This window comes from Actinomycetota bacterium (assembly GCA_035640355.1).
Taxonomy (GTDB): Bacteria; Actinomycetota; UBA4738; order UBA4738; family HRBIN12; genus CALGFI01.
This window is the reverse complement of the sequence record DASQWI010000002.1, coordinates 20,260-35,948: the sequence shown is the minus strand read 5'-3', so window position 1 is coordinate 35,948 and position 15,689 is coordinate 20,260. Positions and strand designations below refer to the sequence as shown.

The 15,689-nt window shown below is 69.5% G+C and carries 14 protein-coding genes; all 14 read left to right on the top strand.

Annotated features, from left to right (window positions below; genetic code table 11):
* The first annotated feature begins 31 nt into the window (after window positions 1-31).
* The 14 genes from carA to rsmB all read left to right on the top strand — a co-directional run bounded on the left by carA (window position 32) and on the right by rsmB (window position 15,622).
* Complete coding sequence (gene carA, locus VFA08_00875; GenBank protein HYZ12148.1) at window positions 32-1,213, top strand: glutamine-hydrolyzing carbamoyl-phosphate synthase small subunit; 1,182 nt, start codon at window positions 32-34, stop codon at window positions 1,211-1,213.
* Window positions 1,206-4,481 carry a carbamoyl-phosphate synthase large subunit gene (carB, locus tag VFA08_00870; GenBank protein ID HYZ12147.1) on the top strand — a complete coding sequence of 1,092 codons (3,276 nt, stop codon included), beginning with the start codon at window positions 1,206-1,208 and terminating at the stop codon, window positions 4,479-4,481. The genes carA and carB overlap by 8 nt, the downstream gene beginning before the upstream one ends.
* Window positions 4,478-5,350, top strand: coding sequence for a dihydroorotate dehydrogenase electron transfer subunit (locus tag VFA08_00865; protein HYZ12146.1), 873 nt, complete (start codon window positions 4,478-4,480; stop codon window positions 5,348-5,350). Before carB ends, VFA08_00865 begins: the two co-directional genes overlap by 4 nt.
* Entirely contained in the window at window positions 5,347-6,309 is a 963-nt protein-coding gene (locus VFA08_00860) for a dihydroorotate dehydrogenase (protein ID HYZ12145.1), read from the top strand. The genes VFA08_00865 and VFA08_00860 overlap by 4 nt, the downstream gene beginning before the upstream one ends.
* Window positions 6,306-6,989 (top strand): orotidine-5'-phosphate decarboxylase, encoded by a 684-nt coding sequence (pyrF, locus tag VFA08_00855; protein ID HYZ12144.1) that lies wholly within the window; start codon window positions 6,306-6,308, stop codon window positions 6,987-6,989. Before VFA08_00860 ends, pyrF begins: the two co-directional genes overlap by 4 nt.
* Before the next feature lie 123 nt (window positions 6,990-7,112).
* The gene (gene mihF / locus VFA08_00850; protein ID HYZ12143.1) at window positions 7,113-7,427 is read left to right on the top strand and encodes an integration host factor, actinobacterial type; all 315 of its coding nucleotides are present in this window, start codon (window positions 7,113-7,115) and stop codon (window positions 7,425-7,427) included.
* A 79-nt stretch (window positions 7,428-7,506) separates the two neighbouring features.
* Window positions 7,507-8,034, top strand: a complete 528-nt coding sequence (gene gmk, locus VFA08_00845; protein ID HYZ12142.1) for a guanylate kinase — start codon at window positions 7,507-7,509, stop codon at window positions 8,032-8,034.
* Window positions 8,031-8,276, top strand: coding sequence for a DNA-directed RNA polymerase subunit omega (rpoZ, locus tag VFA08_00840; GenBank protein ID HYZ12141.1), 246 nt, complete (start codon window positions 8,031-8,033; stop codon window positions 8,274-8,276). The genes gmk and rpoZ overlap by 4 nt, the downstream gene beginning before the upstream one ends.
* A gap of 77 nt (window positions 8,277-8,353) precedes the next feature.
* On the top strand, window positions 8,354-9,568 hold the full coding sequence (gene coaBC, locus VFA08_00835; GenBank protein ID HYZ12140.1) for a bifunctional phosphopantothenoylcysteine decarboxylase/phosphopantothenate--cysteine ligase CoaBC: 1,215 nt from the start codon (window positions 8,354-8,356) through the stop codon (window positions 9,566-9,568).
* 81 nt (window positions 9,569-9,649) lie between these two features.
* Window positions 9,650-10,837 carry a methionine adenosyltransferase gene (gene metK / locus VFA08_00830; protein ID HYZ12139.1) on the top strand — a complete coding sequence of 396 codons (1,188 nt, stop codon included), beginning with the start codon at window positions 9,650-9,652 and terminating at the stop codon, window positions 10,835-10,837.
* 124 nt (window positions 10,838-10,961) lie between these two features.
* Window positions 10,962-12,710, top strand: coding sequence for a hypothetical protein (locus VFA08_00825; protein ID HYZ12138.1), 1,749 nt, complete (start codon window positions 10,962-10,964; stop codon window positions 12,708-12,710).
* A 30-nt stretch (window positions 12,711-12,740) separates the two neighbouring features.
* Entirely contained in the window at window positions 12,741-13,289 is a 549-nt protein-coding gene (gene def / locus VFA08_00820) for a peptide deformylase (GenBank protein HYZ12137.1), read from the top strand.
* 9 nt (window positions 13,290-13,298) lie between these two features.
* A complete protein-coding gene (gene fmt, locus VFA08_00815; protein HYZ12136.1) occupies window positions 13,299-14,234 on the top strand; it encodes a methionyl-tRNA formyltransferase in 936 nt (311 codons plus the stop codon).
* A complete protein-coding gene (gene rsmB / locus VFA08_00810; protein HYZ12135.1) occupies window positions 14,231-15,622 on the top strand; it encodes a 16S rRNA (cytosine(967)-C(5))-methyltransferase RsmB in 1,392 nt (463 codons plus the stop codon). The genes fmt and rsmB overlap by 4 nt, the downstream gene beginning before the upstream one ends.
* Window positions 15,623-15,689 lie beyond the last annotated feature (67 nt).

Here is a 15,689-nt window from a genome sequence, read left to right as displayed (position 1 = left end):
ACGAGAAGCGATACGCGGCGGCGGGAGTGGCGTGACCGAAGCGCTTCTGGCGCTCGAAGACGGGACGGTGCTCCGGGGCCGGTCGTTCGGCGCGCCGGGCGAGGCGTTCGGTGAGGCGGTGTTCAACACCGCGATGTCGGGTTACCAGGAGGTGCTCACCGACCCGTCGTACGCCGGTCAGATCGTGACGATGACCTCGCCGCATCAAGGCAACTGCGGGACCAACGCGGAGGACCCCGAGGCGGCGCGAGTCCACGTCGCGGGGTTCGTCGTTCGAGAGGCGTCCAGGCGAGCGTCGAGCTGGCGCGCCACGGGAACGCTCCACGACGAGCTGGTGGATGCGGGCGTCGTCGGGATCGACGAGGTCGACACCCGGCGGCTCACGCTCCGGCTCCGCGAGCGCGGCGCGATGCGTTGCGCCGTCTCCACCGAGGACGGCGACCCCGACTCCCTCGTCGAACGGGTCCGCGCGGCGCCCGGCATGGAGGGGGCCGATCTCGCCACGGGCGTGTCGACGACGGAGCGCTACGAGGCACGCGACCTGGTCGGCCCGGCGTCCTCGGCCAAGGGACCCGTGTTTCGCGTCGTCGCGTACGACTTCGGCCTGAAGCGCACCATCCTTCGCCGGCTGGCCGAGGAAGGGATCGAGGCGACGGTCGTTCCGGCCGGCACCGCGGCGAGCGAGATCGGAGAGGTGGAAGGCGTGTTCCTGTCGAACGGTCCCGGCGATCCCGCCGCGACGCGCTACGGCATCGCCGCCGCGAAGGGCGTGCTCGGACGCGTTCCCGTGTTCGGGATCTGCCTCGGGCATCAATTGCTCGCGCTCGCGCTCGGCGGGCGCACCTACAAGATGCCCTTCGGCCACCGCGGCGCGAACCAGCCGGTGAGGGATACGCGGACCGGCCGCGTCGAGGTCACCAGCCACAACCACGGGTTCGCCGTCGATCCGGACGGCTGGAGACGCAAGGCCGGCGAGGCGGGGGGCATGGTGGGTTCGCGAAGCGAGCACCGCGACCGTGGCCCACGCGTCGTGGAGACCGCGTTCGGCAGCGCCGAGCTCACGCACTGGAACCTGAACGACGGCACGCTCGAGGGACTTCGCTGCCTGGACGTCCCGGCGATGTCGGTGCAGTACCACCCCGAGGCCGCCCCGGGGCCGCACGACGCCGGCCACCTGTTCGGGGAGTTCAGGCGATTGATGGCACGTGCCTAGACGGACCGACATCGAACGCATCCTGATCGTTGGATCGGGACCCATCGTCATCGGGCAGGCCTGCGAGTTCGACTACTCAGGTACGCAGGCGTGCAAGGTGCTGCGCCGCGAGCGGTATCACGTGTCGCTCGTGAACTCGAACCCGGCGACGATCATGACGGACCCCGAGTTCGCCGACCGAACCTACGTCGAGCCCCTCACCCCGGACTCTGTGGCGCGCGTGATCGAACGGGAACGGCCCGATGCCCTCCTCCCGACACTGGGCGGGCAGACCGCGCTGAACGTCGCCGTTGCGCTCGCGGAGTCGGGCGAGCTCGACCGCCTCGGCGTCCGACTGATCGGTGCCGGGCTCCACGCGATCCGCCGCGCCGAGGACCGGAGCGGCTTCCGTCAAGCCATGAATGAGGCGGGGCTCGACGTACCGCGTGCGGATTCCGCGACAACAGTCGCCGATGCCATCTCGCTCGGCGGCGAGATCGGCTACCCGGTCATCGTTCGGCCGTCGTTCACGCTCGGCGGTGGGGGGAGCGGGTTCGCCGGGGATCGCCCGGAACTTGAACGGTTGGCGTCCCGGGGGCTCGATGCCAGTCCGGTCACAGAGGTCCTGATCGAGGAGTCGATCGCCGGATGGAAGGAGTTCGAGCTGGAAGTCATGCGCGACGGCGTCGACAACGCCGTCGTGATCTGCTCGATCGAGAACATCGACCCCATGGGCGTGCACACCGGAGACTCGATCACCGTCGCGCCGGCGCAAACGCTGACCGATCGCGAGTACCAGCGGATGCGCGACTCGGCGCTCGCCTGTATCCGCGCGATCGGCGTCGAGACGGGTGGGTCGAACGTGCAGTTCGCGGTCGACCCGCGGACCGGTCGGCAGGTGCTGATCGAGATGAACCCCCGCGTTTCGCGGTCGAGCGCCCTCGCGTCGAAGGCGACGGGCTTTCCCATCGCGAAGATCGCCGCGCTGCTCGCCGTCGGGTACACGCTCGACGAGATCACCAACGACATCACCGGCGCGACGCCGGCCGCCTTCGAGCCGTCGCTGGACTACGTCGCCGTGAAAGTGCCGCGGTTCGCCTTCGAGAAGTTCCCGGAGGCCGATCCCGTCCTCACGTCGACCATGAAGTCGGTGGGTGAGGTGATGGCGGTCGGTCGCACGTTCAAGGAGGCGCTCGGCAAGGCGTGGCGCTCGCTCGAACGCGGCGCTGATCTCGCGCTCCGTGAACCGATCTCGTTGAAGCGGCTCGGCGTGCCGGGGGAGTGGCGGCTCCACCTGGTCGAAGCGGCGCTTTCGGCCGGGCACTCGGTGGACGAGATCGCCGTCGCCACCGGGATCGATCCGTGGTTCGTCGACCAGATCGCTCAGGTCGCGGAGCGGGCGCGCGAGGTCGAGAACAGGGAGATCGACTCCGTCGATGCCGCCGAGCTCCGACGCCTCAAACGCGCCGGGCTCTCCGACCGACGGATCGCGACGCTGACCGACTCGACCGAAGCCGACGTGCGGGCGCGCCGAACGGCGCTCGGCGTCCGGCCGGTGTTCAAGACCGTCGACACGTGCGCGGGCGAATTCCCCGCGCAAACGCCGTACCACTACTCCGCGTACGAAGAGCAGAGCGAGGTCCGGCCCGTGGACCGTTCACGCGTGGTGATCCTCGGCTCCGGGCCGAACCGCATCGGCCAGGGCATCGAGTTCGACTACGCGTGCGTCCACGCTGCCTACGCGCTCCGCGAGGCGGGATACGAGGCGGTGATGGTGAACTCGAACCCCGAGACGGTCTCGACCGACTACGACACGAGCTCTCGGCTGTACTTCGAGCCGGTCTCGACCGAGGACGTGCTCGCGGTGTGCGAGGCGGAGCAGCCGACCGGGGTCATCTGTCAGCTCGGCGGCCAGTCACCCCTGAAGCTCGCCCACGATGTGGAGGCCGCCGGATTCCGAGTCCTCGGCACACCGCCGTCGGCGATCGACCTGGCGGAGGACCGCGGCAAGTTCGCGGAGCTCCTTCGCGAGCTCGACATCGCGGCGCCCGCGCACGGCCAGGCGCGTGATCCGGATGAGGCTCGCTCGGTCGCGGCGCGGGTCGGCTATCCGGTGCTCGTCCGGCCGTCGTACGTCCTCGGCGGCCGCGCGATGGAGATCGTCTACGGGGAGGAGGAGCTCGAACGATTCGTCGCCACGGCCGTGGAGGCGAGTCCGGAGCATCCCGTGCTGATCGATAGGTTCCTGGAGGGCGCCATCGAGGTCGACGTCGACGCGGTCTCCGACGGGTCGAACATCTTCGTCGGCGCCGTCATGGAACACATCGAGGAGGCAGGAGTTCACTCCGGGGACAGCTCGTGTCAGATCCCGCCGGCGACGCTGTCGGACGAGGAGCTCGACGAGGTCGAACGCATCGTGTGGACGATCGCGCGAAGGCTGGGCGTCGTCGGGTTGATCAACGTCCAGCTCGCGGTGAAGGAGGAACGAATCTGGGTCCTCGAGGCAAACCCGCGGGCGTCGCGCACGGTGCCGTTCGTCTCGAAGGCAGTCGGCGTTCCGCTCGCGAAGGTGGCTACGCTGGTTCTGCTGGGCCGAACCCTCGACGACCTCGTCGCGGACGGCACGGTTCCGGCGGATCCGCGCCACTATCGGCACGTGCCGTACACGGCGGTGAAGGCCTCGGTCCTTCCGTTCGGTCGGTTCCCCGGCGTGGACACGGTTCTCGGCCCGGAGATGAAGTCGACTGGCGAGGTGATGGGCCTGGACGCCGATCCGGGCCGCGCGCTGGCGAAGGCATTCGTTGCGAGCGGCTCGGCGCTTCCGCGTTCGGGAACGGTGTTCGTCTCCGTCGCCAACCGCGATAAGCGGGCGATCGCGTTTCCATCTCGGCGCCTTGCCGAGATGGGTTTCAAGCTCCTTGCAACGAAGGGGACGGGCGGGGTGCTCGAGCGCGCCGGCATCCCGGTCACCCGCGTGGCGAAGGTCTCCGAGGGCCGTCGAAGCATCGTCGACCTGATCCGCGAGCGCCGCGTCGATCTGGTGATCAACACGCCGTTCGGTCGTGGGGCACGGACCGACGGTTACTTCATCAGGACGGCGGCCGCCCAGGCCGGTATACCCTGCGTGACAACGGTGCCGGGGCTCCTCGCCGCGCTGCGGGGGATCGAGGCGCTCCGGTCCGACGCCTCCGAACCCTCCAAACCCCGTGCGCTGCAGGAGTTCCATGCCGCGGCGCGCAGCGTCCCGGTGCAGGCACGCCTGGCCGAGTGGAGCGAGGTCGTTTCGTGAAGCGCGCCCGCGCCGAGGTCCTGAACGCGCGGCGGTTCGGCGTGTATCACTCGATCACGGTGGTGGCGCCGGAAGTGGCGGAGCGTGCCCGACCCGGCCAGTTCCTCTCGATCGGGATGCCAGAGGGGCGTTCGTTCATCTTTCGGCGTCAGTTCTCCATCCACGAGGCGTCGCGCCGCGGGGGCTGGGCCGGCACGCTCGAGTTCGTCTTCGATCGTCACGGTCCGGGAACCAGCTGGCTGGCAGGCGTGCGGGTCCATGAGTTCCTCGATGTGATCGGCCCGCTCGGCACAGCGTTTGCCTATCCGGCGAAGCTGAACGCGTGCCTCCTCGTCTCTGAGGGTCACGCGTCGGCGCCGATGTACTTCCTCGCGCAGGAGCTCCGAGCGCGCGGCAAACGCGTCGACATGATCGTGGGCGCCGAGACGCACGAGCACGTCTTCAAGCCGATCGAGGGCAAGCGGCTGTCGCAGACGTTCTCGATCGTTACCGCCGACGGCAGCCTCGGCGAACGCGGGACCGTGCTCGACGCGCTCCCCGGGATGCTCGAGACCACGGGCGCCGAGGTGGTCTACGCCGCTGCGCCACGGCCGACCCTCCGGGCGATCGCCGAGATGTGCCTCGAACGCGAGATCCCCTCGCAGATCGCGATCGAGGACGAGATGCCGTGCGGCACCGGCCTCTGCTACACGTGCGCGATCCCGGTGATACGCAAGGACGGCCGGGGATACGACAACCTTCGCGCGTGCGCGGAAGGTCCCGTGTTCAACCCGGCACGCATCCTGTGGGACCGGTGGATCGGTGACGCATCCGGATCGGCGCCGACTCCTCCCGAGGGATTCGCGAAGGTCCGCACGTGGCCCGGATGACGTCGAGCGCGATTGGACAGACGAGCGCGGTCGACCTGAACGGCCTGGCCTTCTCCCACCCCGTCCTGGCGGCCTCTGGTTGCTTGTCGACGGGTCGCGACGTTCCGAGCGTCGTCGACCTGCGTCGCCTCGCTGGGGTGGTGACGAGGAGCATCACGGTCGCACCGTCGAGAGGTTCGGTGGTGCCTCGTGCGGCCGAGACGGCATCGGGATTGCTCTCGCACGTCGGCCTGCAGAATCCCGGCGTCGACGAGTTCCTGGCCAAGGACCTTCCACGGCTGGTTCAGGCGAAGGTTCCGGTGATCGCCTCGATCGCGGGAACGCGACTCGACGAGTACGTGCGCCTCACCACCGCGCTCGATCGCCGCCCGGGCATCGTCGCGCTCGAGGTGTACGTGTCGACCTCGGACGAGGAGTTCGCCGGCGAGCCGTTCCACGCGAGGCCCGAGCGGCTGAACGAAATCGTCGGCGCCGTCGCGCGGATGTCGCGACTGCCGGTGTTCGTGAAGCTTCCGCCCATGCTTCCGCAACTCGTGGAGACGGCCCGCGTGTGCATCCGCGCCGGGGCCTCGGGACTCACGCTGATCGACGCCGTGCCCGGGCTTGCCGTCGATGCCGATCGGCTCCAATCCAGGCTCGCCGCGCCGATCGGAGGACTGTCCGGACCGGCCATCAAGCCGATCGCGCTCGCGGCCGTGTATCGAGTGGCCCAGGTGATGCCGCGGGTCCCGATCATGGGTGTGGGCGGCGTGTCAACGGCGGCCGACGCCGTCGAGTTCCTGCTCGCCGGCGCGTGGGCCGTTCAGGTCGGGACCGCGATGCTGGTGAACCCGTCTGCCCCGGTCGAGATCGCACAGGGCATCGCGTCCTACCTCAAAGAGAAGGGGATCTCCTCGCCGGCGGATCTCAGGGGCAGGCTCCGCGTACGAGGGGAACCGGCCGGGGACGGAGCCTCGTGATCCCGCGACCGGTCAATCCGCTCGTCGTGGCGCTCGACACGTCGGACGTCGCGGGGGCCGAGGCACTGGCCCGGCGGCTCGGGTCGGAAGTCGCGCTGCTCAAGGTGGGCCTCGAGCTGTTCACCTCGGGCGGCGCCGCCGCGGTCGCGACGGTTCGAGAAATCCGCCCGGTCTTGCTCGATCTGAAGCTTCACGACATCCCGAACACCGTCGAACGCGCGGCGTTCAATGCGGGTCGAATGGGCGTCGAGATGCTCACGGTTCACGCGCTGGGCGGTGAAGCGATGGTCGCCGCAGCCGTGCGCGGGTCGGCGGACGGGGCGCGCGACGCGGGGTTCGAGCGGCCGCTCGTCGCGGCGGTCACGGTCCTTTCGAGCATCGCCGGGGAAGGACTCGCCTCGCCGGCATCGCTCGCGTTCGAGGCCAAGGCAGCCGGCGCGGACGGCGTCGTCGTATCCGGTGAGGACGTCTCAGTCGTCCGGGAGGTGACGGGCGAGGAATTCTGTCTCGTCGTCCCGGGCATCCGGCCGGCAGGATCGAACGGCCACGACCAGATTCGGATTCAGACGCCAGAGGAGGCGATCGAAGCCGGAGCCGACTACATCGTCGTCGGTCGACCGATCACGTCGTCGAGTGATCCGGCCGGCGCTGCGCGAGCCATCCTCGGCTCGATCCGCTGACGAACGAAAACCGCAGGTGAACGTGCATGCGTCGCGTTGCTGGCCCCGAACGGCCGTGTCTATACTCGCCGGGTTTCCGGCCCCGATGCCAAGATCGCCAAGATCCGAGAAAAGGAGTTGCGTATGCCGCTTCCCGTCCTGACGGAGGAACAGCGCAAGCAGGCTCTCGAGAAGGCCGCCGAGGCGCGAAGGAAGCGGGCAGAGCTCAAGGGCCAGCTCAAGTCGGGGAAGCTCACGCTCACCGACGTGCTGTCCCGCGAGGGCGACGACACCGTCGGCAAGATGAAGGTATCCACGGTTCTGGAGTCGCTCCCGGGCGTGGGGAAGGTCCGGGCGCGGAAGATCATGGAGCGCCTCGACATATCCGCGAGTCGTCGCGTTCGCGGACTGGGCGCGAAGCAGCGCGATTCGCTCCTCGGCGAGTTCGCCAAGAAGTAGCGCCGCGATCGAACGTCGCGGCATCCTCTACGTCATCGCCGGGCCTTCCGGCGTCGGCAAGGGCACCGTCGTTCGGCGGGTGCGCGAGCTCGTTCCGGATCTGACGGTATCGATCTCCGTCACGACGCGAGCGCCGCGCGAGTCGCTGGGGGAGCGGGACGGCGTGCACTACTACTTCGTCGACGCGGCGGAGTTCGACCGGATGATCACCGAGGGCGAGCTGCTCGAGTGGGCCGACGTTTTCGGCTCCCGGTACGGGACGCCGGCCGCGCCGATCAGGGAGATCCTGGGGCTCGGCGGGGATGCTCTCCTCGAGATCGACGTGCAGGGCGCGCGCCAGATCAGAGACGCCATGCCGAACGCCGTCCTCGTGTTCCTCGAGCCGCCGTCCCTCGAGGAGCTCGAACGCAGACTCCGCTCGCGGGGTACCGAGGACGATGCCCGTCTCGCCCGCCGACTCCAGAAGGCGAGCTCAGAGCTCCAGCAACGGGATTGGTTCGACCACGTCGTCGTGAATGACGACGTCGAACGAGCGGCGAAGCGGGTCGCTGCTATCATCGAAGCGTCCCGGACACCGCGGGACAACTCATCGCTGGAGGATTCGTGATCGATCCCAAGATCGACGACCTGCTCGCACAGGTCGACTCCAAGTACACGCTGGTCATCCTCGCCGCCAAACGCGCGCGAGAGATCAACTCGTACTACAACCAGCTCGGCGAGGGCCGCGCGGAGTTCATCCCGCCGCTCGTCGAGACCGGGCTGAAGAACAAGCCGCTCTCGATCGCGCTCGAGGAGATCGCCGACGGCGACATCTCCGCGGAGCGCCCGGAGGAATCCGTCGTCAAGTAGGCCGCCTCCCCGAGGAGGGTGGGCGCGGGGGTAGCGGAGCGAGCGTTGTTCGAACACCCCGCGAGAAGATGGATACCGTGGAACCGAGCGGCCGTTCCGTCCTGAAGAGTCGGCGGCTCCTGCTCGGCGTCACGGGCGGCATTGCTGCGTACAAGGCATGCGTCCTCACCCGGCTGCTCCGGCTGCGCGGCGCCTCGGTGCGGGTCGTGATGACGCGCACCGCGGAACGGTTCGTCGGTCCGGCGACGTTCGCTGCGCTCACCGATCACCGCGTCTACACCGATCTGTTCGATGACGATCCCGGGCACGTCTTGCACGTTCGACTGGCGCATGAGGCAGACATCGTCGTCGTCGCGCCGGCCACGGCGAACGTGATCGCCAAGCTGGCGTTCGGGATCGCCGACGACCTGCTCACGTCGACGTTGCTCGAGGCGCGATGCCCGTTCGTCGTCGCTCCGGCGATGCACGCCGGCATGTGGGAGCACGAGGCGACGCAGGCCAATGTGGCGGCGCTCGTCGAACGAGGCATCCGGATCGTCGGACCGGCACGCGGATCGCTCGCGGCGGGCGACGAGGGTGTCGGACGGATGAGCGAACCGGACGAGATCCTCGCTGTCATCGAGGATGCGCTCTCGCGGGGCAAGGACCTCGCCGGTCGTCGCGTCGTCGTCTCGGCCGGTCCGACGTGGGAGCCGATCGATCCCGTTCGGTTCGTGGGGAACCGTTCGACCGGGCGCATGGGGTTCGCCGTGGCCGCGGAGGCACACGGACGGGGCGCCGACGTCACGCTCGTCGTCGGTCCGGGAACGATCGAGCCGCCCGAGGGACCGCGCGTCGTTCGGGTCACCACCGCCGACGAGATGCGTCACGCCGTGTTCGAAGAGGCCGAGGGAGCCGACGCGGTCGTCATGGCTGCCGCCGTCGCCGACTTCCGTCCCGAGCGGACCGCGGGATCCAAGATCAAGAAAGAGGACGGGACGCCGGATCTACGGCTGGTCCCCACACCTGACATCCTCGGCGAGCTGTCGCAACAGGCGGGCGAACGCGTCCTGGTCGGATTCGCCGCCGAGACGGATGACGTCGAAGCGGGTGGCAGAGACAAGCTCGCACGCAAGGGCGTCGACCTGCTCGTCGCGAACCAGGTCGGTCGGGAGGGAACGGGGTTCGGCTCGGAGACGAACCGCGCCGCGATCTTCTCGCGTATCGGCGAGGACGAACCGCTTCGCGAGTGGTCCAAGCGCGAGCTCGCCGCCGCGATCTGCGACCGGCTCGTGAAGCTCCTCGCGCGATGACGGGAGATCCTTCCGTCCGTCAGCACGACGTTCGTTGGAGGACCGGGCGCGTCTGAGGTGACTGCTATGCTCCGCCGAGTCATGGGCGGGCGCTACCTCTTTTCCTCGGAGTCCGTGACCGAGGGACATCCCGACAAGCTCGCCGATCAGATCTCCGACGCGGTACTCGACGCCATCATGTCGGTGGATGCCGACGGCCGCGTCGCCTGCGAGACGCTCGTCACGACCGGTCTCGTCATGGTCGCCGGCGAGATCACGACGTCCGAGTACGTCGACATCCCGCAGGTCGTCCGCGACACGATCACCGATATCGGGTATACGGACGCGAACTTCGGCATCGACGGGCACACCTGCGGGGTCGTCACATCGATCCAGGAGCAGTCGCCGGACATCGCCCGCGGTGTGAACGATGCGCTCGAGCATCGCGAGGGGCACTCCGCCGACGAGCTGGACACGCTCGGAGCCGGTGACCAGGGGATGATGTTCGGATTCGCGTGCCGCGAGACCGACGAGCTGATGCCGTTGCCGATCGCCTTGGCGCATCGCCTGGCCAAGCGCCTCGCCGACGTCCGCAAGGCTGGGGTTGTGCCGTACCTTCGGCCCGACGGGAAGACTCAGGTCTCGATCGAGTACCAGGGCGGTGTGCCCACACGGGTCGACACCGTCCTCGTCAGTGCCCAGCACCGCGAGGAGGTGGACGTCGAGACGCTCCTCGCCCCCGATATGAAGGCTGAGGTGATCGATCCGGTCCTGCGCGAGCACGAGATCGACGCCGAGGATGTGCGCGTCCTGGTGAACCCGACGGGACGATTTGAGATCGGCGGACCCAAGGCCGACACCGGTCTCACCGGCCGGAAGATCATCGTCGACAGCTACGGAGGGATGGCGCCGCACGGTGGCGGCTGCTTCTCGGGCAAGGACCCGACGAAGGTCGACCGCTCGGCGGCGTACATGGCGAGGTTCGTCGCCAAGAACCTCGTCGCGGCGGGACTCGCCGACCGCCTCCAGATCCAGGTCGCGTACGCGATCGGCACGGCACATCCCGTGTCGTTCGCGATCGACACCTTCGGGACCGAGCAGGTAGACCCCGTTCGCATCGTCGACGTCGTTCGCGAGGCGTTCGACTTCCGGCCGGGGGCCATCATTCGCGACCTCGATCTTCGTCGACCGATCTATCGCGAAACGGCGGCGTACGGCCATTTCGGGCGGAAGGAGTTCGCGTGGGAGTCGACCGATCGCGCGGATGAACTCCGCCGCGCGCTCGAGTAACACGGTCGTCCCCAGTCCACCCGGGGGGCCGAACGCTCTCCCTTCGGGCTCGCTTCCGCGGCTCCCCGCACCCGCCACGCCCGAACGTTCCGTCGAGATCCTCTCGGGTCCGGTCGCGATCTGCGTGGACCGGCCTGTGCTATCACTCGACCGACCGTTCACGTACGAGCTCGATGGTGACCTCGGAGGAGGCGTGGGGTCGCTCGTCCAGGTGCCGTTCCACGGCAGGCTCGTCACGGGGTGGGTGCTCGGCGGGACCGACGACGTGCCCGAACGCATGCTGCCCGTGCGACGCGTCGTCTCGCCCGTTCGGCAGTTCGACGCCTCGATGCTCGAGCTCTGTCGTTGGGTGAGCGGGCGCTACGTCGCGCCGCTGGCGTCGGTCATCGTGAGGTCGCACCCGCCGAGGATTGCGTCGGAGGACGCTCGACCCGGCGTCGCCTACGACACGCCGCACGTCGACGTTCGATCGGATGTCCTCGCCGGCTACGCAAACGGTGACGCGCTCGCGGCGGGACTCGCGGGCGGCACCGGGACGTTCGTCGTGCGGAACGCGCCCGGCGAGGAAGCTGAGATCGCCGTCGACTGCATCGCCGGCGCACGCGCGGCGGGCAAGACCGCGATCCTCATCGTGCCGGAGGTCGACCCGGTGCCAGCGACGGTTGCGGCCGTCCTCGATGCGTTCGGCGACGGCGTCGCCCGTTTCTTCGGTGGCGACAAGCGGTCGCGCTATCGGATGTGGCTCGACATCGCGCACGGGCGGTATCCGATCGTCGTCGGGACGCGCTCGGCAGTGTTCGCGCCGCTGCGCGATCTCGGTGTGGTGATCGTCTCCCGCGAGCATCACGAGCTGCACCGCGAGGAGCGCTCGCCGTACTTTCACGTCCGGGAGGTCGCGGCGGCTCGGGCGCGGATTCACCCGGCGACGTGCGTATTGCTCTCCGTGATGCCGTCGCTCGAGGCGTTGGCACTCGACCACGTCGACATCGAGCCGAGAGAGAGGACGTGGCCGCCCGTGGAAGTGGTGAAGCCGGGACTCGAAGGGCGCGCTCCTCGGTTGGTGGCGTCGTTGCGCTCCGCGATGCGCGCGTTCCTGTACGAGCCGCTGCGAGGGTACGGCGTCGCGCGCGTGTGTCGTGCGTGCGGCGAGCCCGCGGCGTGCGCCGCGTGCGGCGGCGCGCTCCGCTCGGAGAGGGGAGCGATGCGATGCGTGGTATGCGGAGCCGACGCGCGCTGCCCGAACTGCGACTCGTCGAACTTCGGCATCGCGCGGGGAGGCGCCGAGCGCGTCGAGGAATGGGCACGCGGCGTCGCGCCGGTTCCGGTGATTCATCTCGCGCCTGGCGACACGAGTAGGTCCCCGGGCGACGGGGAGGTCGTGGTCGGCGGTATCGATGCGGTGAAGGACTTCGGCGCGCTGGCGCTCGACCTCGTCGGCATCCTGAACGCGGACGCGTCGCTCCGCCGTCCGGGCATCGCGGCGCGGGAGCGTGCACTCTCGACGTGGGCGGAGGTCGCGGCGTGGGCCGCGCCCAACGGTCGAGTGATCGTGCAGACGACGCACCCGAACGACCCCGCCGTTCAGGCGCTCGTCGTCGGCAAACCAGATCGGTTCGCCAGGTCGGAGCGCACGCGCCGCGAGGGGGCCGGTTTCCCGGTCGGCGCTCCCGTCTTTCGAATCGTCGGCGGCGTGGAGCTCGAGGCGGAGCTCGGCGCTCTATCGCACCGAACGATGCTCGTCTCGAGCGACGGAGAGCACACGTTATGCTTGGTCGCGCTCGATCCGAACGATCTGCGTGCGTTCGGCGACGGAATCCGTCGGCTTGCCGAACGCGGGATCGTCTCGAGGGTCGAGGCCGAGCCGCACCTGTAGGCGGCGGCCTCGTCGAGAAGGAGCGTCGTCGTGACCGTCATCCCGATCCGCACGCTGGGCGACCCCGTCCTGCGCCAGCCCGCGCGTGAGGTGACCGACTTCGACGAGGCGCTCCGCCGACTGGCGGACGACCTGTTCGAGACGATGTACGACGCACCCGGCGTCGGCCTTGCCGCGAACCAGGTCGGGCTCCAGATCGCGTGCTTCGTCTACGACGACCACGAGGAGCACAAGGGGTTCGTCGCAAACCCCGTGCTGTCCGAGCTCGACGGTGAGCAGCTCGAGGACGAGGGGTGTCTGTCGATCCCGGGGCCGTATCACCCGACGGCGCGAGCGCTGCGGGTCCGGCTCCGGGGACGCGACCTCGACGGCAACGAACGAGACATCCGCGCCGAGGGTTTGCTCGCACGGATCTTCCAACATGAGACCGACCACCTGCTCGGGGGCCTGTACATCGACCGCCTGGACGACGAGGGCCGGCGCGACGTGATGCGGCAGCTGCGCCAGCTGGAGCTCGAGCGGGCGAGCGGCGGCGGAGCGACCCGCACCGTCGCCCATCGGGAGCGCGCGCTCGAGTAGCGCACCGTCGTGCAGGCATCCGCGCGCGTCGCGTTCCTCGGCAACGACGCCTGGTCGGTTCCGTCACTGGAGGCGCTGGCCGCGTCCCGTCATGAGATCGCGCTCGTCGTCACTGCCGCGGCCAAACCGGCCGGGCGCGGCTCGCGGCCGAGACCGACCGTGGTCGCGGCGGCGGCCCGCGACCTCGACCTCCCCTTGGCCGAGGTCGAGACTGCGAGGGCGGGAACCGGATTCGAACACCTGGTGTCGGCCTCGCCCGATGTCCTGGTGGTCGTCGCCTACGGCGAGATCCTGCCCGCCGCCGTCTTGAACGTCCCCGCGATCGCTCCGGTGAACCTGCACTTCTCGTTGCTGCCCGAGCTCCGTGGAGCGAGCCCGGTGCAACACGCACTGCTGCTCGGCCTGGAACGAACCGGCGTGACGACGATGGTCATGGACGAGGGGCTCGACACGGGACCGGTCCTTCTCCAGCGTGAGCAGCGCATCGTGCCCTCGGACGACGCCGGAACGCTCGGCGCTCGGCTTGCCGCGACCGGCGCGGGGGTTCTGGTCGAGACGATCGACGCCCTCGTGACGAAATCGATCACGCCCACGCCGCAGGACGACTCGAAGGCGACGTCCGCGCCGAAGCTCAAAGCCGAGGATCGGGTCCTCGTCTGGACGGACGCAGCGGCCGACCTGGTGGATCGATGCCGCGCGCTGTCGCCGGAGCCCGCCGCGACGACGACGTTCCGCGAGAGGACGCTCAAGGTGTATCGGGGAGACACCGTTCACGAGACCGGCGCGCCGGGCGCGATCGTCGCCGTGACGCAGGAGGGACCGGTCGTCGCAACGGGAACTGGTGGGTTCCGTGTGCTCGACGTCGCACCGGAGGGCCGGAAGCGCATGAGCGGTTCCGACTTCGTCAACGGGTTTCGTCCGCGGGTGGGCGAGCGTCTGGGATGACCGGACGCGGAGGTCGCGGCGCGCGACGCCCGGCGCGCGGATCGAACGCCTCACGCGGGAAGCCGCCGGTGGCCGCGGCGCGCGCGGCCACTCCGCACTCGCCGACCGCGAGATACGTCGCGCTCGATGTCATCACCCGCGTGATCGAGGAGGGCGCGTATTCGAACCTCGCGCTCGCACGGACGATCGAGCGGGCGGGGCTCGACCGGCGAGACGCGACGCTCGCGTCGGAGCTCGCGTACGGGACGATCCGGCGGAAGATCTCGCTCGACCACGCGCTCGGCCCGCTCCTCGATCGTCCCATCGAGACCGCGCCGAAGGCCGCGCGGTCGCTTGTACGGCTCGGCGCGTATCAACTGCTGTTCACGCGCATCCCCACACATGCCGCCGTGTCCGCAACTGTGGAGCTCGCGGACGCGCGTCACCGAGGGTTCGTCAACGCCGTCCTCCGACGCCTGTCGAGCGATGGCGTGCGCTGGCCGAACGGCGACGACGACGACGCGATCGCGGTTCGAACAGGCCTCGCCTCGTGGGCCGTTCGAGAGCTCCGGCGGCAGCTGGACGACGAGACCGAGGCGGCCGCGACGGCGCTCGCCACGTCGGCGCGGACGACGATCCGGACGAACACATGCCGAACGACGACCGACGAGCTCGAGCGCATCCTCCGGGACGTGGGCATCGGCGTCGAGCGCGGCACCGTTCATCCTGATTCCCTGGTGATCTCCTCGGGGGCGCCGGCCTCGCTCCCCGGATTCGAAGAGGGATCGTTCGCCGTCCAGGATCAAGCGTCGTCGTTCGTCGTTGGTGCGCTCGACCCGACACAGGGGGAACGCGTCCTCGACGCGTGTGCCGGCCCGGGCGGCAAGGCCGCTCACGCCGCGTGCCTTGTGCAACCACGTGGCGAACTCGTCGCCGCGGACGCCAACGCGTCGCGTGCACGTCTCGTCGCCTCCACGCTCCAACGCCTCCGCGTGGAGGGACGCGTTCTCGTCCAGGACGCGCGACGGCCGGCCCTCGCGGCGACGTTCGATGCCGTTCTCGTCGACGCACCCTGTTCAGGACTTGGCTCCGCGAGGCGCCGGCCCGAGCTCCTGTGGCGCCCTGAGAAGGACGAGCTGTCGTCGCTGGCACGATTGCAGGTGGCCATCGTGGCGGGCGTCGCCGACGTGGTCCGCGGAGGCGGGCGGATCGTCTACAGCGTGTGCACGTTTCCCCGGGCCGAGACCGACGCGGCCTGCGACGCGATCCTCCGGCACCGGCCCGATCTCGAGCCGCTCGAGCTCAGGGGACCCAACGGCCCCGCGGCCCGGATCCGGCTGTGGCCGCATCGGGACGGCTGCGATGCGATGTTCGTCGCGGGGTTTCGTCGCCGAATGACGCCCCACTAGAATCCGCCCCGATGCGCACCGAGGCTGCCCCGAGGAGGCACGAAGCCGGCGCAGACGTTAAGCACGC